Source organism: Aliirhizobium wenxiniae (assembly GCF_019511445.1).
GTDB classification, from domain to species: Bacteria; Pseudomonadota; Alphaproteobacteria; order Rhizobiales; family Rhizobiaceae; genus Neorhizobium; species Neorhizobium wenxiniae_A.
The window spans coordinates 20,055-43,054 of record NZ_JAEUAN010000025.1 but is presented as its reverse complement, the minus strand read 5'-3'; the positions used below and the strand labels follow the sequence as shown (position 1 = coordinate 43,054).

At 59.6% G+C, this 23,000-nt stretch carries 17 protein-coding genes and 1 tRNA gene; 13 read left to right on the top strand and 5 right to left on the bottom strand.

The genetic code is table 11. The annotated features are described in order from the left end of the window. Positions 1-14 precede the first annotated feature (14 nt). From JNB91_RS24915 to JNB91_RS24905, 3 genes are all read left to right on the top strand, one after another. Positions 15-3,476: a chromosome segregation SMC family protein gene (locus tag JNB91_RS24915; RefSeq protein ID WP_220328172.1), complete on the top strand. Its 3,462-nt coding sequence runs from the start codon at positions 15-17 to the stop codon at positions 3,474-3,476. A gap of 382 nt (positions 3,477-3,858) precedes the next feature. Continuing rightward, complete coding sequence (gene ppdK, locus JNB91_RS24910; RefSeq protein WP_220328171.1) at positions 3,859-6,531, top strand: pyruvate, phosphate dikinase; 2,673 nt, start codon at positions 3,859-3,861, stop codon at positions 6,529-6,531. Between the two features lie 87 nt (positions 6,532-6,618). Then, positions 6,619-6,978: a VOC family protein gene (locus JNB91_RS24905; RefSeq protein WP_220328170.1), complete on the top strand. Its 360-nt coding sequence runs from the start codon at positions 6,619-6,621 to the stop codon at positions 6,976-6,978. Positions 6,979-6,985: 7 nt separating this feature from the next. On the opposite strand, the gene JNB91_RS24900 is transcribed toward JNB91_RS24905, so the two are convergent. Next, complete coding sequence (locus tag JNB91_RS24900) at positions 6,986-7,255, bottom strand: hypothetical protein (RefSeq protein ID WP_220328169.1); 270 nt, start codon at positions 7,253-7,255, stop codon at positions 6,986-6,988. 210 nt (positions 7,256-7,465) lie between these two features. On the opposite strand from JNB91_RS24900, the gene JNB91_RS24895 reads away from it, so the two are divergent. Beyond that, positions 7,466-8,359, top strand: a complete 894-nt coding sequence (locus tag JNB91_RS24895) for a DUF1499 domain-containing protein (RefSeq protein ID WP_220328168.1) — start codon at positions 7,466-7,468, stop codon at positions 8,357-8,359. Between the two features lie 10 nt (positions 8,360-8,369). Here the strand turns inward: JNB91_RS24895 and JNB91_RS24890 are convergent, their stop codons facing one another. Then, the gene (locus tag JNB91_RS24890; protein WP_223218375.1) at positions 8,370-9,314 is read right to left on the bottom strand and encodes an MBL fold metallo-hydrolase; all 945 of its coding nucleotides are present in this window, start codon (positions 9,312-9,314) and stop codon (positions 8,370-8,372) included. Between the two features lie 222 nt (positions 9,315-9,536). Between JNB91_RS24890 and JNB91_RS24885 the strand changes: the two genes are divergently transcribed. After that, positions 9,537-9,611: transfer RNA gene (locus JNB91_RS24885), tRNA-Gln, on the top strand. A gap of 58 nt (positions 9,612-9,669) precedes the next feature. Here the strand turns inward: JNB91_RS24885 and JNB91_RS24880 are convergent. From JNB91_RS24880 to JNB91_RS24870, 3 genes are all read right to left on the bottom strand, one after another. Continuing rightward, positions 9,670-10,662, bottom strand: a complete 993-nt coding sequence (locus JNB91_RS24880; RefSeq protein WP_220328167.1) for a GNAT family N-acetyltransferase — start codon at positions 10,660-10,662, stop codon at positions 9,670-9,672. A gap of 389 nt (positions 10,663-11,051) precedes the next feature. Next, positions 11,052-12,140 (bottom strand): glycosyltransferase family 4 protein, encoded by a 1,089-nt coding sequence (locus JNB91_RS24875; protein WP_220328166.1) that lies wholly within the window; start codon positions 12,138-12,140, stop codon positions 11,052-11,054. Between the two features lie 16 nt (positions 12,141-12,156). Next, entirely contained in the window at positions 12,157-13,557 is a 1,401-nt protein-coding gene (locus tag JNB91_RS24870; protein WP_220328165.1) for an NAD(P)/FAD-dependent oxidoreductase, read from the bottom strand. 325 nt (positions 13,558-13,882) lie between these two features. Between JNB91_RS24870 and JNB91_RS24865 the strand changes: the two genes are divergently transcribed. From JNB91_RS24865 to JNB91_RS24830, 8 genes are all read left to right on the top strand, one after another. Next, the gene (locus JNB91_RS24865) at positions 13,883-15,322 is read left to right on the top strand and encodes a lipopolysaccharide biosynthesis protein (RefSeq protein ID WP_220328164.1); all 1,440 of its coding nucleotides are present in this window, start codon (positions 13,883-13,885) and stop codon (positions 15,320-15,322) included. A 338-nt stretch (positions 15,323-15,660) separates the two neighbouring features. Next, on the top strand, positions 15,661-16,434 hold the full coding sequence (gene rfbF / locus JNB91_RS24860; protein ID WP_220328220.1) for a glucose-1-phosphate cytidylyltransferase: 774 nt from the start codon (positions 15,661-15,663) through the stop codon (positions 16,432-16,434). 21 nt (positions 16,435-16,455) lie between these two features. Then, entirely contained in the window at positions 16,456-17,016 is a 561-nt protein-coding gene (locus tag JNB91_RS24855) for a dTDP-4-dehydrorhamnose 3,5-epimerase family protein (protein WP_220328163.1), read from the top strand. After that, entirely contained in the window at positions 17,016-18,344 is a 1,329-nt protein-coding gene (locus tag JNB91_RS24850; RefSeq protein WP_220328219.1) for a DUF4910 domain-containing protein, read from the top strand. The genes JNB91_RS24855 and JNB91_RS24850 overlap by 1 nt, the downstream gene beginning before the upstream one ends. Next, the gene (locus tag JNB91_RS24845) at positions 18,341-19,618 is read left to right on the top strand and encodes a class I SAM-dependent methyltransferase (RefSeq protein WP_220328162.1); all 1,278 of its coding nucleotides are present in this window, start codon (positions 18,341-18,343) and stop codon (positions 19,616-19,618) included. The genes JNB91_RS24850 and JNB91_RS24845 overlap by 4 nt, the downstream gene beginning before the upstream one ends. Further along, the gene (locus JNB91_RS24840; RefSeq protein ID WP_220328161.1) at positions 19,618-20,559 is read left to right on the top strand and encodes a DUF707 domain-containing protein; all 942 of its coding nucleotides are present in this window, start codon (positions 19,618-19,620) and stop codon (positions 20,557-20,559) included. Before JNB91_RS24845 ends, JNB91_RS24840 begins: the two co-directional genes overlap by 1 nt. A gap of 13 nt (positions 20,560-20,572) precedes the next feature. Next, positions 20,573-21,619: an NAD-dependent epimerase/dehydratase family protein gene (locus tag JNB91_RS24835; protein ID WP_220328160.1), complete on the top strand. Its 1,047-nt coding sequence runs from the start codon at positions 20,573-20,575 to the stop codon at positions 21,617-21,619. A gap of 43 nt (positions 21,620-21,662) precedes the next feature. Then, on the top strand, positions 21,663-22,988 hold the full coding sequence (locus JNB91_RS24830; RefSeq protein WP_220328159.1) for a protoporphyrinogen/coproporphyrinogen oxidase: 1,326 nt from the start codon (positions 21,663-21,665) through the stop codon (positions 22,986-22,988). The last annotated feature ends 12 nt before the right edge of the window (positions 22,989-23,000 follow it).

Below are 23,000 nucleotides of genomic sequence, written 5' to 3'. Positions count from 1 at the left end.
GTGAGGGGCGCAGCATGAAGTTCAACAAGCTGCGCCTTGTCGGTTTCAAATCCTTCGTCGAACCGACGGAATTTTTCATCGAGCGCGGCCTGACCGGTGTGGTCGGGCCGAACGGCTGCGGCAAGTCCAATCTTGTCGAGGCGCTTCGCTGGGTGATGGGCGAAAACTCCTACAAGAACATGCGCGCGTCCGGCATGGACGATGTCATCTTCTCCGGTTCCGGGAACCGCCCGGCGCGCAACACCGCCGAAGTCGGCCTGTTTCTCGACAATTCCGATCGCACCGCGCCCGCAGCCTTCAATGATGCCGACGAGATCCAGGTCACGCGCCGTATCGAGCGCGAAAACGGTTCCGTCTATCGCATCAATGGCAAGGAAAGCCGCGCCAAGGACGTGCAGCTGCTTTTCGCTGACGCCTCCACCGGCGCCCGCTCGCCGTCCATGGTCGGGCAAGGCAGGATCGGCGAACTTATCAACGCCAAACCGCAGGCGCGTCGACAATTGCTGGAAGAAGCCGCCGGCATTTCCGGCCTGCATTCCCGCCGCCACGAGGCCGAACTTCGCCTGCGTGCCGCAGAAACCAATCTGGAACGGCTGGAAGATGTCGTCGTCCAGCTGGAAAGCCAGATCGAGAGCCTGAAACGCCAGGCCCGCCAGGCCAACCGCTTCAAGTCGCTGTCGGCCGATATCCGTGCCCGCGAGGCGATGCTCCTGCATATCCGCTGGGTCGAGGCCGAACAGGCGGAACTGGAAGCCCAGACGGCGCTCAATCAGATCACCGTCACGGTTGCCGAAAAGGCGCAAAGCCAGATGGAGGCTGCAAAGGATCAGGCCGTCGCCAGCCTCAAGCTGCCGGAACTGCGTGAGGAGGAGGCGAAAGCCGGTGCCGCCCTGCAGCGCCTGCAGATCGCCCGCAGCCAGCTGGAAGAGGAAGCCGGACGGCTGCTCAAACGCCGCGACGAGCTGACCCGCCGCCTGGCGCAATTGGCCGAAGATATTCGCCGCGAGGAACAGCTGGCCGCCGACAACACGTCTTTCCTCGAAAAGCTGGATGAGGAAGAGGCCGAGCTGAACGACATGCTGGCAGACAGCGGTGCCGAAAGCGCCGAACTGCACGAAGCCTTCGAAGCGGCAGGTGCAGCGCTTGCCGAAAGCGAACAACTGCTTGCGACGATCACCGGTGAGCGCGCCGAGGCCGCAGCCGGACGCAACCAGCTCGAACGCCTGATCCGCGATCTTGCCGAGCGCCGCCAGCGCCTCGATCGTCAGCGACAGGATGCCAGCGCCGAACTGGATGCCGTCTCCGAGCGCCTGTCCTCGCTGGACGACCCGGCGGAAAAAGCCGAACTGGTCGAGGCCGCCGAGATCGCGCTGGAGGATGCGACGGCCGCGGCCGAAGAGGCCGAGGCGGAACTCAACTCCACGCGTGCCGCGGAAGTTGCCGCCCGCCGCCCTGTCGAGGATGCGAAGACCAAAGTGAATGGGCTGGAGACGGAAGCCCGTACGATCAAGAAGATGCTGGCCGCCGGTGCCGCTTCCGGCGACTATGTTCCGGTCGCCGAAATGGTTCATGTCGAGCGTGGTTATGAAGCAGCGCTTGGCGCGGCCCTAGGCGACGACCTCGAAAGCCCGGTCGATGACGCAGCCCCCACCTATTGGTCGGTCAATGGCGATGCCTCGGCCGATCCGCGCCTGCCGGATGGTGTCGAGCCGCTGTCCGCTCGTGTGACCGCCCCGCCGGAACTGGCACGCGTACTGGCTCAGATCGGCATCGTCTCGGCCGGTGATGCCACGAGATTGATGGCTGGCTTGAAACCCGGCCAGCGTCTGGTGACCAGGGACGGCGCTGTCTATCGCTGGGATGGCCATGTCACCGGTTCCGAAGCGCCCGGTGCTGCTGCCCTCAGGCTGTCACAGAAGAACCGCCTCTCGGAACTCGAAGCCGAGATCGATGAAGCCCGCGATGTTCTGGCCGAATGCGAAAGCCTGCTGGCCGATGCCGTGGCCGAGATCACCACCAGCGAGCGAGTGCTTGCCGATGCCCGCGACCGGGTGCGGCTTGCCACCCGGCAGGTTGCCGATGCCCGTGAGGCCCTTGCCGCCGCGGAACGCGCCTCAGGCGATCTGATGCGCCGCCGCGATGTCGTGGCGGAAGCCGTAAGCCAGCTGGATGCCCAGATCGAGGAAGTCGAAGCGCAGGGCGAAGATGCCCGTATCGAGCTGGAAAATGCGCCGGATATTTCCGATCTCGACAATCGTCTGCGCGACCAGCAGGCAGCAGTCGCCACCGATCGCGGCCGTTTGGCGGAAGCCCGCGCAAGCTATGAGGGCCTGAGCCGCGAACTCGAAGCCCGCAAGCGCCGCATTGCGGCCATCGCCCAGGAGCGCTCCTCCTGGAAGGCGCGCGCTGATAGCGCCGCCGCCCATATCGAAAGCCTGCGCGAGCGCGAGGAAGAGGCGCGCGACGAGATCGTCGAGCTGGAAGCGGCTCCCGAAGAGGTTGATGATCGCCGTCGCAGCCTGCTGTCCGAATTGCAGAAGGCGGAAAACGCGCGAAAGCTTGCTTCCGACGAATTGGCGATCGCCGAAACCCGCCAGCGCGAGGCCGACCAGCGCGCCGCAACCGCCTTGTCTGAACTGGCGGACGTTCGCGAAAAACGCGGCCGCGCCGAAGAACGCCTCGTGTCTGCCGCCGAGCGACGCCACGAGAGCGAACAGCGCATTCGCGAGGCCCTGAATGTTTCACCTCCGGAAGTCCTGCGCCTGACGGGCCTGCAGCCCGGCCAGCCGATGCCGGATATCCGCGCCATCGAGCGCGAGGTCGACCGGCTGAAGATGGAGCGCGAGCGCCTTGGCGCGGTCAATCTGCGCGCCGACGAGGAGCAGAAGGAGCTTTCGGACAAGCTCTCGACGCTGACCCGCGAACGCGACGACGTGGTCGATGCGATCCGCAAGCTGCGTGGTGCGATCCAGAGCCTCAACAAGGAAGGCCGCGAGCGCCTGATCGCCGCCTTCGATGTGGTCAATACCCAGTTCCAGCGCCTGTTCACCCATCTTTTCGGCGGCGGCACGGCGGAATTGCAGCTGATCGAATCCGAAGATCCGTTGGAAGCTGGGCTTGAAATCCTTGCCCGTCCGCCCGGCAAGAAGCCGCAGACGATGACGCTTCTCTCGGGCGGGGAGCAGGCGCTGACCGCCATGGCGCTCATCTTCGCCGTCTTCCTGACCAATCCTGCGCCGATCTGTGTGCTGGACGAGGTGGATGCGCCACTCGACGACCACAATGTCGAGCGTTACTGCAATTTGATGGACGAAATGGCCGCTTCGACAGAGACGCGTTTCGTCATCATCACCCATAATCCGATCACCATGGCGCGCATGAACCGGCTCTTCGGCGTCACCATGGCGGAGCAAGGTGTTTCGCAACTCGTATCTGTTGATCTGCAGACCGCGGAACTATTGCGCGAAGCAAGCTGAAATAATCGACAGTTTTTCGTGTTATAATTGATTGTAGTCACATCTACGTTGTTTCACCCATATAGGGGATGCGCCGGATGTGGTATACGGCTATGCAGAATTACGGATTCGGCGGGGGCTGGGGGGCGTCTATCAGGCGCAAAGGCCATTTCGGCGAATATGTACCCCCCGCGTGGGTTTCCTGTCCTGCGCGGAAGGCTTTGCGGGGCCGAGTGTGATCCGGCCCCGCAAAGCTTTTATCTCCACCAGTCTCAACCCTGTTGCAAATTTGCGCCAAATTGCCTGTTGCATAATGCTGCAGCGCACATAATGCTGCCTCCATGATTTCCCAAGCTGTTGCAAAAGCTCTGAATTTCAGAGAAAAATGCACGGGGAGGCGTGAATGGCAAAACGGGTTTACTGGTTCGGCGGTGGTAAGGCAGAAGGCGGCGCGGTGGATATCGCATTGCTGGGCGGCAAGGGGGCACATCTCGCCGAGATGGCGAGCCTTGGTTTGCCCGTGCCTCCGGGGCTGACCATTACCTGTGACTGTTGCCACGAATTTTTCCGCAATGGCAAAAAGATTTGCGACGACCTGAAGGCTGATGTCCTGACAGGGCTGAAAGCGGTTGAAGCGGAAACCGGCCGTATCTTCGGCGGCAGCGAGAGGCCGCTGCTTTTATCCGTTCGCTCAGGCTCGCGTGCCTCGATGCCGGGCATGCTGGATACGGTTCTCAATCTCGGCCTCAACGACGAGACGGTCCAGGCACTGGGCCATGATGCCGGTGACGCCCGTTTTGCCTGGGACAGCTATCGCCGTTTCATCCAGATGTATGCCGATGTCGTCATGGGTCTCGACAACGAGATCTTTGAAGAGGTTCTCGAAGACGAGAAGGGCCGCCTCGGCCGCCAGCACGACACGGATCTTTCCGCTGTCGAATGGCAGCATATCGTTGATCTCTACAAGCGCCTGATCGAGGACGAGCTGGACGAGAGTTTTCCGCAGGACCCGCATGTTCAGCTCTGGAAGGCGATCGCCGCCGTGTTTTCCAGTTGGCACAATGCCCGCGCTGTCACCTATCGCACGCTCCACCGCATTCCCGAAACCTGGGGCACGGCAGTCAATGTCCAGGCCATGGTCTTTGGCAATCTCGGTTCCACCTCCGCCACCGGCGTTGCCTTCACCCGTAACCCGTCCACCGGCGAAAAGGCTCTGTACGGCGAATTTCTGGCGAACGCCCAGGGCGAGGATGTCGTGGCCGGCATCCGCACGCCGCAGTCGATCACCGAAGAAGGCAGACTTGCATCCGGCTCTGAAAAGCCGTCGATGGAAAAGCTGATGCCCGAGGCGTTTGCCGAGTTTCGCGAAATCTGCAATCACCTCGAACAGCACTATCAGGACCTGCAGGACGTCGAGTTCACCGTCGAGCGCGGAAAACTCTGGATGCTGCAGACGCGTACCGGAAAACGCACCACCAAAGCCGCCATGCGGGTTGCCGTGGATATGGTCGAGGAAGGGCTGATCTCTGAAGAACAGGCGGTCTGTCGTATCGACCCGCCGTCGCTGGATCAGTTGCTGCATCCGACCATCGATCCGCGCGTTCCCCGCCATCAGATCGGATCCGGCCTTCCGGCCTCGCCGGGTGCGGCGACCGGCGAGATCGTTTTCACCGCCGAACAGGCGGTTCAGGCAGAGGCCGAAGGCAAGCATGTCGTACTCGTGCGCATCGAGACCAGCCCGGAGGACATTCACGGCATGCATGCCGCCGAAGCGATCCTGACCACGCGCGGCGGCATGACCAGCCATGCGGCGGTCGTCGCGCGCGGCATGGGTATCCCATGTGTTGTCGGCGCGGGTTCGATGCGGGTCGATCTGCGCAACGAAACGCTGACCGGAACCGGCGGCGTAACACTTCGCAAAGGCGACATCGTCACCATTGACGGCTCGTCCGGCCAGATCCTCAAGGGCCGCGTCGCCATGTTGCAGCCGGAACTCTCCGGTGATTTCGGCAAGCTGATGGCCTGGGCCGACAAGGCCCGCCGCATGCAGGTCCGCACCAATGCCGACACGCCGCAGGATGCCCGCTCGGCCCGCTCCTTCGGGGCCGAGGGCATAGGCCTATGTCGCACCGAACACATGTTCTTCGAAGGCGACCGCATCCACGCCATGCGCGAGATGATTTTGGCCGAAGACGAAGCCGCGCGCCGTACGGCGCTGGCAAAACTCCTGCCGCTTCAGCGTTCGGATTTCACCGAGCTTTTCACCATCATGCATGGCCTGCCGGTAACGATCCGCCTGCTCGATCCGCCACTGCATGAATTCCTGCCCAAGACGGAAGCGGAGATCGATGACGTCGCCCGCGCCATGGGCATGTCCGCCAATTTTCTCGCCCGCCGCATCGATGCGATCCACGAATTCAACCCGATGCTCGGCCATCGCGGCTGTCGCCTTGCGATCTCCTATCCCGAGATCGCCGAAATGCAGGCGCGCGCCATTTTCGAGGCCGCAACCGAAGCCGCGAAGGAAACCGGCGAGCCGGTGGAACTGGAAATCCTCGTGCCGCTGGTCGGTCTCCGGGCAGAGCTTGATTACGTCAAGGGCGTTATCGACGCCGTGGCGAAGGATGTCTGGAAAGAGACCGGCATGCAGATCGGTTATCTCGCCGGCACGATGATCGAGCTGCCGCGCGCCGCGATCCGCGCCCATGTGATTGCCGAGACCGCCGAATTCTTCTCCTTCGGCACCAACGACCTGACGCAGACCACATTCGGCATGTCGCGCGATGACGCTGCCACCTTCATCCCGACTTACCAGCGAAAGGGTATTATCGAGCACGATCCCTTCGTCTCGCTGGATTTCGACGGTGTCGGCGAACTGATCCAGATCGCCGCCGAGCGTGGTCGTAAAACCAAGCCCGATCTCAAGATGGGCATTTGCGGCGAACATGGCGGCGATCCGGCATCGATCCATTTCTGCGAAAACGCCGATCTCGATTATGTCTCCTGCTCGCCCTTCCGTGTGCCCGTGGCCCGTTTGGCCGCAGCCCAGGCCGCGATCGCCAAGCGCAACGCCTGATCCGCATCTTGGCGGACGGGGGAGATGGCATCGTCCTGTAGCATCATGCTATCGTGCTCCCATGGTGGAAAGCCTAGGGAGGGGCCGATGCCGCGCCTGGATCATGTCAACATTCAAACCCGCGATGCGGCTATCATGATCGATTTCCTGAAGACGCTTTTAGGCGTGGAAGAAGGCTATCGCCCGCCTTTCGACATGCCCGGCCACTGGCTTTATCTCGAAGGCCATCCGGCAATCCATCTCAATGTCGTGAAGCGCGACGGTGATTTCCCCCAAGGCATGCTCAACCACGCAGCCTTCGCCTTTTTCGACCGCGAGGATGCGGTTAAACGTGCGGAAGCAACCGGCTATCGTTTCGAACACGATGAGATACCGGGTGCCGGCATCGGCCAGATTTTTGTTTATGGCCCGGAAGGGATCAGGATCGAGTTGCAGTACAGGCAGTAGGGAAACATTACCGCCGATGCACGATCACCCGCCGCTCCACCACGATCGGCGGCTGCCAAAACATCGAGTCATTGCGCTCCATCATCGAGCGGCTCTGCGCGCGCCGGTCGAGTTCGAGATCGAGCAGGCAGCGCGACATGGCGTCGGTCTTGGCTCTAAAACCGTAACCCAGGCAGGTTCGCTCATCCGCCGCTCGCCGCTCCTCCGGCGTCATCGTCTGGCATGAGGCCAGAACGAGAAGCAGTGCCGAGGGAATGAGAATTCGGTGAAGACGCATGGTCATGCTCCATCAGATCGCTCAAGCTGAGCCGCGAATAGATATGTAGAGCATCGATGACGAAAATGCGCGGGGTCGATGAAAAAATCGAGGTGGAAAAGACAAGCTGCGGGCAGCGTTATCCCTGGTCTGCGATGCTTTGAGATTCCATTTTTTAAACGCCTGTCCTACACAGTCATTCAGTGTTTCGTCCGGAGCTTGCGCCGCAAAATGACTGTCCGTTTCGTCCGGCCCGTATCCCAATCCGCCTATCTCGGCCGGCGGCTGGCCTTGTCGGCATTGCTGTTGTTCCTGATCTCAGCGCTTGCCCATCGCTTCGGTCCACTCAGTCAGCCGGATTTTCTGGCGCTTCTGTTCCTCTCCGCTGCCATCGCCGCCGTATCTCTGCCGCTGTTGCTCATCGGCCTTGCCCGCCTGTGGCAGGTAGGAGCCGATGGCGGTGTCGCGGCAACGAAAGGGCTGATCTATGCAGCGCTGCCGCTCGGAACAGTCGCCTATGGCGTCATGCAATATTACACCACCCCGGCAATCTATGACATCTCGACGGATCTCGCCGATCCGCCGGCCTTTATCTCGGAGCCGCATTTTGCCCAGCGTTGGCTGCCCCGGCCACCGGTACCGGTCGCAGGCGAACGGCGTGCGCAATTTGCGGCCTATCCGGGCCTGATCGGCCGGCGATATGAAGGCGCGCTCGACCGGGTCTATGAAGGTGTCCGCAAGGCGTCGCTGTCTGCCCGGATTGCCATCGCAAAGACGGAAGGGCTGTCCCTGGTCGAGCCGGATCGGACTGAGCGCACGGCGCCGAAGGATGACCAGGCTCCGGTTCCCGATATTGCGCCGGTGCCGACGCCACGCCCTGAACCCTCCCTCGATGCTGCCGTCGGCAACCCGACCGAAGTCGTGCTGCAGGGGGCGACACGCACGCTGATCGCCGGTCTGCGTTTCGATGTCGTCATCCGGCTGCGCGAGGATGCCGAAACGACCTTTGTCGATATCCGTGTCGTCTCCCGATATGGGCCACACGATCTGGGCTTCGGTGCGGAAATCGCCGAGGATTTCCTTGATCGGCTGGATGCCGAACTGCTCGGGCTTGCCGGTAGCTAAATCAGTCCTGTCAGACTGGCCGGTAGAGGCCGTGAAGCGACGGAGGTCCATCCGTCTCCACCCGGCCCTTCTCCAGAAGATCCTCGATATGGGCGAGAACCGAAAGCGCCGCCGCGCCATGCAGCCTGGGGTCGGTCTTCGCATAGATCGTTTTGACCATGTCGGTGATCAGCCGGTCGCCGGCGATGATCCGCTCCATTACCGCCCTTTCCCGCATCCGCCTATGTGTTCTGAGGCCCCTCAGGAAAGAGGCCGGTTCGCGCACCGGGCCGCCGTGACCGGGAAAATAGACCCTATCCTTGCGGGCCAGAAGCTTTTCGATCGAAGTCATGAAATCGGCCATGGACCCGTCCGGCGGTGCAACGATGGTTGTCGCCCAGGCCATCACATGATCGGCCGAAAATACGATGCCGGTGCCGTCGAGCGCGAAAGCGGAGTGATTGGCCGTGTGGCCGGGCGTGTGAATGGCCGAAAGTGACCAGCCGTCACCCTCGATCACGCCGCCATCGGCAATGGCGATGTCCGGCACGAAATCCGTATCGGCGCTTTCGGAAAACGGATTGATCTCACCTTCATGCAAAACCCGCGACGCGCGGTGCGGGCCTTCGGCCACCGTCAATGCGCCGGTCGCATCCTTCAGGCGCCTTGCAAGCGGAGAATGATCGCGATGCGTATGGCTGACGAAGATGTGGCTGACGGCCCGGCCATCTATCGCTTTCATCAGCGCATCGAAATGCGCCTCGTTTTCCGGGCCGGGATCGATGATCGCCAGCGTGGATTGGCCGATGATATAGCTGTTCGTGCCATGGAAGGTGAAAGGCGAGGGGTTGTTGACCGTCAGTCTCAGAACACCGTCGGCAACCGGAACGGCGTGGCCGTAAGCCGGAGAAAACTCCATGTCGAAATCGATATCGCGTGCCATATCCTGCGCCTTGCCAGCCTTACTGCGTGTCATGGCCGCTTTAAAGCACGCCGCGCAAAACTGTGCAGCGGTTTTGTGCCAAAAGACATGCGATCAAACGGAGGCCTGAAGCGCTCGGAGCAGATCCAGACGCTTGAGATCAAAAACTATCGCGAGGAAAATAGGCGAATGAACGAAGATTGCCGTTGAGGGCGAAACAAAGCTTTGCTAGAGGAAGCGCCTGTCGTGTGGCGTTTCATGCCGTCACGACCATGTTGGGGCGTCGCCAAGCGGTAAGGCACCGGTTTTTGGTACCGGCATTCCCAGGTTCGAATCCTGGCGCCCCAGCCACCCTCGCCATAGGGCGGTCTGTATCTTCTCTGAAAGACTAGCCGGTTGGCTCCCTCTCTTAACAGAACGCGTTGCTAACCGACGAATCCATCCGGCGGATCTGCCGCAGGACGCGATAGGGCATGCTGGCCTTGGTGACGATATAGCGTGGCGATGTCTTTCCGCCGAAGCCGGAAAACAGGAGGATCGATCCTTCATTGACGATCCCGTCGAAATCGAACACGTAGCCCATCGACGAGGCAGACTGGATTGCGTTCCACAAGAGCAGCGGCACGACGCCATTGCCGGCATCCGGTGCGCGGGTCGACATCAGATAATAATAGGTGCTGTTGTCCCAGACGCAGAATATCGCGGCCTTCGGTGTGCCTGTCGCGCATTCCCTTGCGACCCAGATATGGCCGCGCCCGCGGCTGATCGCCTGTTTTGCGATCTCCAGGCAGGTATCGAAATCGATATTGGCCTGCATGTTCTTCTGCTCGAGATGCGCCATCGAGAGATGAAGGAAGGCTTCCGGGTCGACACTTTCAAAAACGTCGAAGTTTTCCGCCGCGCGGCGAATGACGTTGCGTGTCTTGTCGCGCATGCCTTTCCAGATCGTCGCTTCCGGATAGGGCTCTATCTCGAAGGTGAACTGAACCTGCACACCATAGCCTTGAGCCTGAAAGGGCAGGGCGTCGCAAATGCCGCGATGCATCTTCTGGCGAAAGGATGAAAGCTGCGGAAGCTTGCGGATGAGTTCCTGGGTGATCGAGTTGCGTTTGACATAGCGATTGGCTTCGCTGCCGCCGCCGTCATCGATGCCGGGACCGAGGAAATGCGTCAGCGTCGGCATATTGCTACTCGTCAGCCCGTATCGCGAATTCACCATATAGGGAAGGCGCCCGACCGTCCGTCCGCCATCGGTCACTTCGGCGAACTCGATCCTTCCCCTCGTGGCAGCTTCCAGCCACCATGCTTCGTGAAATATTGTGGGTGTCAGCTTGTTGAAGGCCTTTTCTGCTGTGGCCTTTATCTGGGCATGCCTGTCAATACTCTTGTTACTCGTGAGCATGGAATCTAGCCTCAGTACTATAGATTCGGAACAACGCTATGAGGTGAGTTCTTGGCCTTGTTTTACTTTGTTTGTATTTTATCGACCATGTTAAATGAAAATTATATAAAGTGAATAAGGCGTTAATATTTATTTTTCCAAGTTTAGAGAGGGGCGTCTGCCGGTGGCCGGTGAGTTCCAAGCCTGGGAAAGCCATTAATTCGGGGAATCAATAACTTAATGAACGGCCTGTGGTTGCATCACGGGTGGGCTCTCTGCCGAAAAAATATTCATCGCAAAGGAAGTTCGCCGGAATTCGGGTGTAAGGCGCGGTTTTCAGGCATCAATCCGCACTGCACTCACCCGGAAAATGTCGGGCGGAGCTGTTTGCTCGTCTCCGGAGAGGGACGTCAGACTGCCCGGCTGGCGGCGCCGATAAGCTTCGGTTGTGTCATGGCGGATCGATAGACGGCGGTCGTTTCCAGTGCCACGCGCTCTATGGTCAGGTTGTCGATGCGAAGCTGGCTTTTCTCCCGCCATTCCTTAAGTTTTGCCGGATCGCCGAGAAGATCGATAAGCGCAGTGGCCAGCATCTCCGGCGCCGATGGGGGAACCAGAATTCCGGCCTCTCCGAATTCCAGCAGTTGCGGAATGCCGTCGACCTTGGTTCCGATAATGGCGCAACCCGCCTCGCGTGCCTCGGAAATCACCAGCGGAGCCGGATCGGCAAGCGACGGCAGCACGAATATGTCTGCCGCCAGCATGTAAGGATAGGGGGCGTCTACCGAGCCGACGAAGGTGATCGCATCGCCGCAGCCGGTCTGACGGGCAAGTGCGTGATACTCGTCCTCCATCGGGCCGCTGCCGACAATATAGAGCCTGGCTGCCGGAAACGCCGAATGGGCCGTCTTGAAGGCGGCGATGAGATCGACCACGCCCTTGCGGGGATGCAGTCCGCCGACAAACACGATGTTCGGATGCGCAAGTTTTGCGGGTTCCGCATTCCTGTTTGCAAACCGAGCTGTCCCGATCGTGCCGTTGAGCACGACATGCAGCTTCTTCTGTGAAATGCCGCGCTTCTGCATGGAGCGGCTGACGGATTCGCTGACTGCGATAACGCAGCTGCCAAGTCCCATCAGAATGGCGCTCTTTTCGAATTCGTTGTGAACGGTGGTGACAAGCGGAATGCCGGAAAGCTTGCAGACAGGGAAGGCAAGTACGGCGCTCGTCATCATATGCGCGTGGATGACATCGGGCCGCCATTCATTCACGCATCTCTTCAGCCTCATCATCGACCGGATAACGGCCAATGGCCGCCTTTCGTGATCGACGAGCCGGGTTGCCACGTGGTGGCTTGCCAGAAGCTCGTCGAAATCACCGCCGCCGCTGGCAATGCACACCTCATGCCCCAGTCTTCTCTGCTCGCATGCTAGGTCGACCGCGGCATGCACATGTCCGTTCAGCCGGTAAGTGTGATTGAGGAGGTGCATGATACGCATGGTCTGTTACCCGCTTTCACATGGGAATAAGCTCAAGTCTCTTGTCATGCTGGTCCCGGTCTGCCGGGTTGTCTGCCGGTTCCGGGTGACGGTATCCCAAAGCCCGCTCCGCTTCCAATGTCGAAACGCGGGCCGTGGGCTGATAGTTGAAGGCCCCGTGGCGGCCGAATGACTCGATCCCGAACTGCTTCAGTCGCTCTATCTGCCTGTCTGCCTCGGCAGGCGCGCCATGGGTATAGATCGGGTAGGCATTTTCCAGAACCTGCCCGCCTTCGAGCCTCAGGTCGCCATCGAAGATGTTGTTTCTGGCGACATGCGCCCGGAACTCGGCTTCGGCGAGCTCGATGCTGGTTATCGTCTCGTTGCTGACCACTTCCACTGCGAAATACTCGCGGCCATCGGTCTGACCGTAGAAATCCGAGTAGATGGTCAGTCGCTTCCAGGCGGCTTCGTAGGAAAAGTTGTAGAGGATCGATTGTGCAAAACCGCGGTCGCCGGCGAAGCTGAAATAGAGGCTGATCAGGGTGATCGTCTGCAGCGGTTTTTCCTGCTCCAGGCCGCAAAGCCGATGGGTAATGTTGATCGGAACTGTCGAGATCATCCGCCTGGAGGAAATCTTTCTGCCCTCGGTCGGGATGACGATGAAATGGTCATCGTTCTTCACCACCTTTGAAATGAATGTCCCAAGGCGGAAGGTGACGCCTTTTTCGGCAAGCCCACGCTTGGCCGGCTCATAAAGCGCGGCATAACCTGCCTTCGGTCGCGCAAGCTGTTTGTTCTTCATGTGTGGCGGCTTTTTCTGCGTCATCTTTTGAAAGAGACTGCGCAGCGATGAATGCTCCTTGATCCACATCATCCGCTTCTCGGCCAGTTCCAGGTCGATATGCTCCGGCGGCATGCCGTAGAACCGCGCCATATAGTTTTCCAGCCCCGAACGCCTGAGCAGATAGGCGCCGATCCAGAATGCGGCGAAGTCACGGGCGTTGCGCAACGGGCGGCGCCGGATGCGCGCATGGATGACCGAGAACGCGATCCGGCAGATTTCGATCGGTCCGGCGCGCAGGATGTCATCGGCGACCGAGATCGGGTAGCGCGTCACCTTTCCTTGCGGGTTGAGCCTCCCCCAGCTCGGGTGAATATGGATGTAGTGCTCAAGCAGTTCCGGAAAGTGCTTCAGAAGCGGCGAGTCATCCTGAAAGATCAGGCTGCCGACGTCGAAGGTGAAGCCGTTCGCAGACCAGTCAATGTGGTTCCCGCCGATATTTGCGTATTCGTCGACAACCGCGATGCGCTCGTTGTTCTGCCGAAGTAGGACCGATGCTGCGACAAGCCCGCTTACGCCTGCGCCGAGTATGATCGCGTCAAAGACCTCGGCTTCGGACACCGCTTCCTGCTGCAACTCGTAAGAATCATGCATCGATTCTCCCTCGCGGTCGGTCAGACGTTTAAATAATACTTGTCGGAAATGTCATAGATAGTAAATCGGCACTATAATTACTGAAGTGTCAACGGAGGAAATTCACAATAAAGTGCTTTTATCAGGTTTAGACATTCCGGCGCGATCGGAGATATCTTTGATTTCAGTATAGATTATTGTTTGTTTGTGTGTATCGTTGGTTGCGTTGGAAGGTCTGCTGATCCTCTGTTCCGGAATGATCCGCATGTATCGGCCCGCGGAACGCGGCCCCGGTGAAAACCGGAGGGTTCGCTGACGGTTCTTGTTGTTGAGGGTTGGGTCGTCGATGCTTGCATTTGCCACGCTGAGAGGCGCATCCTGGCTTATCTTCTCGCGTCTCTTCGGTCGCGTGGTCGATTTCCTCAATCTGCTCATTCTGGCGCGGCTGCTGGTTCCTGCCGATTTCGGCGTTACTGCGCTCGCCATGGCCTTGGTGCTGATCATCGATAGCGTGCTGGAAGTGCCGGTCACGCAGGCACTCGTGCGTCTTCCCGCCATAGACAAGAAACATCTCGATACGGGTTTCACGCTCGCCGCTTTGCGGAGCATTGCCGTGGCCGTCCTGACGATCGGCTGCGCATGGCCCTATTCGTGGATAAACGGCGATCCCGAACTGGTGCCTGTGGTCTGCATCCTGGCGATCGGCACGGTGGTGAAGGGGCTTTACAGTCCGGCAATGGTCTATTTCGCCCGCAACATCGACTTCCGCCCGACCTTTATCGCCGAAACGACCAGCAAGATATGCGGGCTTATCGCCGCTATCGTCATTGTCTATACCGAAGGTGGCTATTGGGCTCTTGTCGCCAATTATGTCGTCGCCGCAAGCGTCACGACCATCATGTCCTATGTGTTCGCCCGGTATCGCCCTGCATTCTCGTTCCAGCGATTGCCGGATTTTGCCGGCTTTATGGGCTGGTTCACCGCCTCGCAGGTCGTGTCCGCGCTGAACTGGCAATATGACCGGCTGATGATCGGCGCCTATGTTCCGAAAACTTTGCTGGGTCGTTACACGGTCGCCAACGACGTGTCCCTGATCCCGACGCAGAGCTTTATCGGACCGGCCCTTCAGCCGCTGATGTCTGCCTTTTCAAGGATAAGTTCGGACCGTGGCCGGGTGGGCCTCGCCTTTTTGAAGGCGATCCGTATCGCCATGCTGATCTGCGTGCCGGCCACGCTTGGTATCGCGCTGACGGCGGATCTCGTGACCAATCTTCTGCTCGGTCCGCAATGGGCGGAAGCGGCCCCTTATCTGGCGCTGCTCTCGGTTTCCATGCTGCCGGTTCCCTATTTCCAGACGCTTATTTCCTTGAGCCTTGCGGTGGACAGGCCGGATGTCATCTTCCGGATCAACCTGATCGATTTCATTCTCCGCACGACCGCAGTCACGCTCGGCTTCTATTTCCTGTCGATAGAGGGCGTCATCTATGCGCGGCTGGTCATGGCCGTGGTCATGGGCGGCTTCTATGTGTTCCAGGTCCGGCGTCTTCTGGGCCTCGGCTTTCGGCGGCAGATCCTCAACCTGTGGAAGGTGGGCGCCGCGGGCGCCGTGATGGTGATTGCCGTTTATTGGTTAAGGGCGCAGCTCGACAGGCCGGGTATTGCCGATTTCTTCGAAATGGTGCTGGTCGCAGGTTTCGGTGCGGCCTGTTATGGCGCGACCCTGCTGGCGCTTGGTTTGAGACTGAGGCTCGGTGGCGGCCGGTTTGAATTGTTCGATGCGCGCTGAGGCTTTGGCCATCTCGTGAGCTGCGGCCCAATCCTGGTTCGGCCTGATTGAGCGCGGCACTTGGGATGAAATTTACTTCGCGGTGGTGACTTCGGCGGCGGCTTAACTGCTATTTGCGCCGCGATCTGATCGATATTTCAATTCAATTGTTGGAATGGCATTTTTATTACTCACCTATATTTTCTCAAAGCTTAATAATAAATAAAAACCGCTTGCTAGCCTTCATGAATTGTGTTTTGCTTGGCTTATCAAGAGAAATTGCCGGCATTCGAGTATCGTTTGTAGTTCAATGTGAAATCCATTTTTTGGGTGTCACAGAGTGGGTGGCGTGTTTTACTATGAAAGCTGTGATTTTGGCGGGAGGTCTTGGAACAAGACTTTCTGAAGAGACGTCGACTGTGCCGAAGCCTTTGGTCGAGATTGGCGGTCAGCCAATACTCTGGCACATCATGAAGATATACGCAGCCCACGGTGTGAAAGACTTTATCGTGTGCTGTGGTTACAAGGGACATCTGATCAAGAAGTTCTTTGAAGACTTGCGGATGCGTGGATCGAGTGTGACATTCGACCTTGCGACATCGGAAGTCACGTATCTTGACCCGCCTTGCGAAGACTGGCGCGTCACGCTGGCGGATACGGGTGCGGATACGATGACGGGCGGCAGGCTCGCCCGCATCCGGCACCTTCTGGGCAACGAGCCGTTTTTCATGACCTATGGAGACGGCGTCGGTGACATTGATCTGACGGCCCTTTTGAAGTTCCACAAGGACCATGGCAAAAGCGCAACCGTGACCGCCGTGCAGCCGGTCGGCCGTTTCGGCGCAATGTATCTGGAGGACGAAGATCCGCGCGTCCAGACCTTTAACGAAAAGCCGGAAAACGGCGGCACCTGGATCAGCGGCGGTTTCTTCGTCCTCAATCCGTCCGTGCTCGGGCTGATCGAAGGCGACGAGGTCATGTGGGAGAGGGGGCCGATGGATGAGCTGGCCAAGCAGGGCGAGCTGATGGCCTATCGCCATCATGGCTTCTGGCATCCGATGGATACGCTGCGCGACAAGACGGTGCTGAACGACATGTGGGCTTCGCGTTCGGCCCAGTGGAAAGTCTGGTAGAAGCCGGCTTGAGGAGGCGTCATGAACTTCACCTCTCTCGGCGGCTCGGATGCTAGGCTTATCGATCTCAAGGTTCACGGCGACAGTCGCGGCAGTTTTGCTCGCACCTGGTGCACGAAGCTTTTTGACGATGCCGGTATCGCGTTTACGCCCATCCAGGGAAACACGTCCCTGACGAAGACGCGCGGTGCCGTTCGCGGCATGCATTTTCAACGGTCGCCGCATGCAGACGCCAAGGTCGTGCGTTGCAGTCATGGGCGTATCCATGACGTGATTGTCGACCTGCGCGAAGGATCGAAGACGCTGGGAGAGAGCTTCCATGTCGATCTCGGCGCAGATGACGGGAGGATGCTGTTCATTCCGGCGGGGTTCGCTCACGGGTTCCAGGCACTGACCGAGGACGCGATTGTCGAATACCTGATGGGCGATGCCTATTACCCGGAACTCTATGACGGAGCGCGTTACGATGATCCGCTCCTGTCGATAAAATGGCCGGAACCCGTGACGGAAATCTCCGACAAGGATCTGGCATGGCCGGATCTTCAGGCGCGAATGCCCTGGCTCCAACGGAGCGCTGCATGATGCTGGATGGCGTGTTCAAGACTGCTGGTAATGAAGACGGTGGCATCCTGCCGCCGCTCGACATGATGTCCTTGCTGCGCAGCCTGTTCCCTCTGCCGCGTAGCCTGACGGGCAACGGCGTGCGCGCTACGCTGGCAATGCTGAAACAGCATATCCCGCTCGATATCCACGAGGTGCCGACCGGCACGAAGGTGTTCGACTGGGACGTGCCGCGTGAATGGAATATCCGTCGCGCGACGATCAAGACACTTGATGGCCGGGTTCTCGTCGATTTCGCCAACAACAACCTGCATGTCGTCGGTTACAGCGTGCCCGTGCGTGGCACCTTTAGCCGCGAGGAACTGGCAACCCATATCCACACGCTGCCCGACCAGCCGGATGCGATCCCGTATCGTACCTCATATTACGCCGAGAACTGGGGATTCTGTCTGCCGCATTCGCTTTGGCAGGTGATGAAGGACGAAAGTTACGAGGTCGAGATCGACAGCGAACTTTCCGATGGATCGCTGACCTATGGCGAATTCTTCATTCCCGGCGAGAGCGACAAGGAGATCCTGATCTCCGTCCATGTCTGCCATCCGAGCCTTGCCAATGACAATCTCTCCGGCATCGTCGTCGCAACCGCGCTCGCAAGGCATTTTCTGGCGCAGACAAAACCTCGCTTCGGCATCCGTCTCCTCTTCCTTCCGGCCACCATCGGCGCGATCACCTGGCTGGCTCAGAACGAGGATCGTCTCGGCCGCATCGCCCACGGCCTTGTTCTCACCTGCATCGGCGATGGCGGAGCGTTCCACTACAAGAAGACCGTCAATGGCGCTGAGGTCGACCTCGCAGCCGAGCACGTGCTGCGACACAGCGGCCATGCGTTCGAGACGCTGGAATTCTCGCCCTATGGTTATGACGAACGGCAATTTGGCTCGCCCGGCATCGCCCTTCCGGTCGGTTGCCTGATGCGCGCAATCCACGGCACTTTTGCCGAATATCACACCTCGCTCGACAATTGCGACTTCGTCACCCCGGAAGCGCTCGGCCAGTCTTTTCGGCTGCTGGTGGATCTCGTCGACCTGCTGCAGCAAAACGCCACCTATCGCCGCGTCGATGGCAGGGGCGAACCGCAGCTTGGCCGGCGCGGGCTTTACCGCGCCATTGCCGGGCAGAAGGAAGCCGGTGGCGCCTCGCAGATGGACCTGCTCTGGGTCCTCAACCAATGCGACGGAACCCGCTCGCTCCTCGATATCGCAGAGCGCGCCAAGGCACCGTTTACGAGAATACGGAAAGCCGCAGATCTATGTTTGAACGCTGAATTGATAACGGAGGTTCGGCCATGACCATCGCAAGCATTCAAGTGGAAGCATCAACGCCGAAATCCGGCCGCATCACCGCCTGCCGGTCCTGCGGCGGCAACCATCTGGATACGATCCTCGATCTCGGCCAGCAGCCGCTGGCAAACGCGCTGCTCGAACCCGAACAGCTCGGCGTCATGGAGCCGCTCTTTCCGCTGGAAGTCGTGCTTTGCCAGGAATGCGGCCTTCTGCAGGTCAGCGAGGACGTGCCGCCGGAAATCCTTTTCGGCCAGGACTATCCGTATTTCTCCTCCTTCATTCCAGCCCTTCTCGTCCACAGCCGCGAGCACGCGCTCGATCTGATTGCGGAACGCAAGCTTGGGCCGGACAATCTCGTGGTCGAGATCGCCAGCAATGACGGCTACCTTTTGAAGAATTTCGTCGAGCACGGCATTCCGGTGCTCGGCATCGATCCGGCCAGCGGCCCGGCGAAGGCGGCGATCGAGATCGGCGTGCCGACGGTGATCGATTTCTTCGGCAAGGACGTCGCGCAAAAGCTGGTCGCGGAGGGCAAGCGCGCCTCGGTCATGCTGGCCAACAACGTCCTCGCCCATGTCAATGACATCAATTACTTCGTCGAAGGTTTCGCAATTCTGCTCGCCGATGACGGCATTGCCGAATTCGAGTTCCCTTACGTCAAGGATCTGATCGAGACCTGCGCCTTCGACACGATCTATCACGAGCATTTCTTCTATTATTCGCTGGCCGCCCTCGAGCCGCTGATGGGCCGTCACGGGCTTTATCTCAACGATGCGAAAAAGCTGGATATCCATGGCGGCTCGCTGCGCCTGCGGGTCAGCAAAACGTCCGGCAAGACGGATCGCCTGCAGAAAATGCAGGACGAGGAAGCCGCAATGGGCCTGACCGGATTCGAGTGCTACCGCGATTTCGGCCGCCGGGTCGAAGGCATCCGCACCGACCTTCGAAAGATGCTTGGCGCCTTCCGTGAAGATGGCAAGACGATCGCCGCTTATGGCGCAGCTGCCAAGGGCGCCACGCTGTTGAACTATGCCGATCTGCCTGCAGGCACGATTGAATATGTCGTGGACCGCAACACCCACAAGGTCGGCAAGTTCATGCCGGGCGTGCGCCTGCCGATCAGGGCGGTTGAGGAACTCGCCACCGCGCCGACCGACTATCTTCTCATCCTGCCGTGGAATTTTGCCGACGAGATCGTCGCCCAGCAGGCGGACTACAAGAAGAAGGGCGGCACCTTTCTCAAGGCCATTCCCTATCCGCAGGAGATCGAGTTGCCGTGATGTCTGACATCCACGAAGCCCGCAATCTGGTTTTCGCCCGTGTCGGCGGCCTGTCGCTGCATCGCAACTGGCTGCTCGAACCCAAGGCATCGCGAAACTGGGACCTGCAACTGAGCACCTATGACGAGCAGTTGCAGGGTCTCGACGATGGAGATCTTTCGCTCTCCATCGATACGGGCACGAAATGGGACAGCGTCTGCCGCTATCTGCGGACCAATCCCGATCTGCTCGATCGCTATGACTATATCATGTTCCCGGATGACGACCTGTTGTTCGAGCCGAACGGCCTGTCGAACCTGTTCAAGATCATGGCCTCCCACGATCTCGATATCGGCCAGCCGTCGCTTCTGCCGTCGAGCCATATTTCCTATCCGGTCACGGCGCATTGCCCGGGCTTTGTGCTGCGATACACCAACTATGTCGAGCCGATGTGCCCGATCATCCGCACGGATTATCTGCGCACGCTCCTGCCCATCCTTGCCCGCTGGCCGACCGGTTGGGGGCAGGACGATATCTGGACCATGATGATGGCAAAGCCCGCTTATCGAGCCGCCTTCATCGATGCCTCGCCGATCCTGCACACAAGGCCGCTCTACACCGGTGCCGTTTACAAGACCTTCGAGCGGCTGGGCATGGATCCGGAAGGCGACCTGAAGGAGGTCAGAAGCACGTTCCGGGGCCTGCCGCTGCCGAAACTGATCTATGGCGGCATCAGCGATAAGGGCCGCAAGATCGGTCATATCGGCGCCAATATCCGCAATGGCCTGCATCTCCTGCGCGCGGCAAGCGCGATGCGAAAGCCGCATGAAGCCCGAAGGGTTGGTTACGGCATGCTCAGTCGCACGGTCACCCAGTTCGGCTACCGGCCGGTGCAGCTTGAAAAAATGGTCGGGCCAAGCCCGGCTGTCACAATCCTTTCGACAACCACAACCACAAGATAGAGGCGGGTCGTCTATGCGTATTCTGATCACCGGAAATATGGGTTATGTCGGCCCCGTCGTGGCAGCACATTTTCGATCGGTCTGGCCGGATGCCGAACTGATCGGCTACGACAATGGATATTTCGCCCAATGCCTCACCCTGCCGGATGAATTTCCCGAGCGTGTGCTCGACAAACAGGTCTTTGGTGATGTGAGAGACTTCCCGGCCGACCTCTTGGAAGGTGTGGATGCGGTCGTCCATCTCGCAGCCCTTTCCAACGATCCGATCGGCGCCCGTTTCGAAAAGCAGACCGAAGGCATCAACTACCGCGCCAGCGTCGATATCGCAGAGGCCGCTGCCGAAGCCGGCGTGAAGAGTTTTGTGTTTGCCTCCAGCTGCAGCGTCTATGGCTTTGCCGAAGGCGGTCCGCGCAAGGAGACCGATACGCTGACACCGCTCACCGCCTATGCAAGGTCGAAGATCGCCACCGAACAGGCGCTGGAGCAGTTGGAGGCGCCCAACATGGCGATCACCTGCCTTCGCTTCGCCACCGCCTGCGGGCAGTCTCCGCGGCTGCGGCTCGATCTGGTGCTGAACGATTTTGTCGCCACCGCTCTGTCGACCGGCGAGATCAAGGTTTTGAGCGACGGCACGCCCTGGCGTCCGCTGATCGACGTCCGGGACATGGCCCGTGCCATGGAATGGGCAATCAAGCGCGATGCGGAAAATGGCGGTCGCTTCGTGTCGATCAATGCCGGTCGTAATGAAAACAACTACCAGGTCTTCCAGCTTGCCGAAGCGGTCGCCAAGGCAATTCCGGGTACCCGCGTCTCGATCAACAAGGATGCGCTGCCGGATTTGCGCTCCTATCAGGTCGATTTCACCCGTTATGCCACAGCCGCCCCCGAGCACCAGCCGGCGGTCTCGCTGTCGGAATCGATCGAGCGGCTGGTCGATGGCCTCGGCCGCGCCAAGGAGGCGGGACGCGAAGTCATCCCGGCTGCGGCCAAGCGTCTGACCACGCTCGAACGCCTCATTGATGCGGGGCGTCTGTCCGACGATGTTCGCTGGGTGAACTGAGCAGCGAGTAACTGCCGTAAGCGAGTGGTATAAGGGAACGATGATGGAGCATCAGGGATACGCGATCTTGGGCAGCGGCATGGCCGGTTTCGGCGCCGCCAACGTTCTGTTTGCCAATGGCATCCGGGCCAGGATCTACGACAAGCGATCGAGGCCGGGCGGCCTGACCTCGAGCTTCGGCAATGGCGACGGCTTCGTTTTCGACGAGGGCGTGCATATCTCGTTCACGAAAAATCCCCGCGTGAAGGATCTGTTCGCGGAATCGACCGGCCAGAAGTTTGAAGTCGGCAATGTCTATTGCAACAATTACTGGCAGGGCCATTGGATCAAGCATCCGGCCCAGGTCAATCTGCACGGGCTTCCGGCCGATCTGGTGGTCAATTGCATCAAGGATTTCATCGAGGCGCGGCAGATCGAAAACCCGAAGATCGCCAACTACGAAGACTGGCTGATGGTCGCCTTCGGCAAGACTTTCGCCGACACCTTCCCGATGATCTATACGAAAAAATACCACACGACCGACGCCAGCAACATGTCGACAGACTGGCTCGGCCCGCGCCTTTACCGCCCCAATCTCGAAGAAGTGCTGCGCGGCGCGCTGGAGCACGAACCGCTCGATGTCTTTTACGTCAACGAGTTCCGTTACCCGACGGAAGGCGGCTTCGAATCTTTCATCAGCGGTTTCTACGACAAGGCCGAAGTGCTCTGCGACCACGAGATCGCGGCGATCGACACGAAGGAAAAGCAGCTGACCTTCAAGGACGGCACGACGCATGACTTCAAGAAACTCATCTCGTCGCTGCCGCTTCCCGTCGTCATTCCGCTCATCAAGGGCGTGCCGGATGATGTCCGCGAAGCTGCGGCAAGGCTTGCCTGCACCCAGGTCGTGGTCGTCAATATCGGCCTCAACCGCCCGATCGAAACCAAGCCGCAATGGTCCTATTTCTACGATGAGGACATCCCGTTTGCCCGCGTCAGCTATCGCGGCAACCTGTCGAAGAAAAGCGTGCCGGATGGCTGCGGAGCGCTGCAGGCGGAAATCTATTTCAGCGAAAAGTACCGGCCGCTGACCGGCCACGCAGATGACTGGATCGAGCCTGCCATCGATGCGCTGATCAAATCCGGCGTCGTGCAGTCGCGATCCGAAATCATCCACAAGAGCGCCATCATGCTGCCCTTCGGCAACGTGATCTTCGATCTCGACCGTAAGGCCGCCGTCGAGATCGTGCATGCCTATCTCGACGAGGTGGGCATCGAATATTGCGGCCGCTTCGGCCAGTGGGGCTATATCTGGACCGATGCCGCCTTCCTGAGCGGCGAACGTGCGGCACGCGCAGCACTCGGTCTAACCGCAAGCGCTGAGGAGTAGAGCAATTCCAGC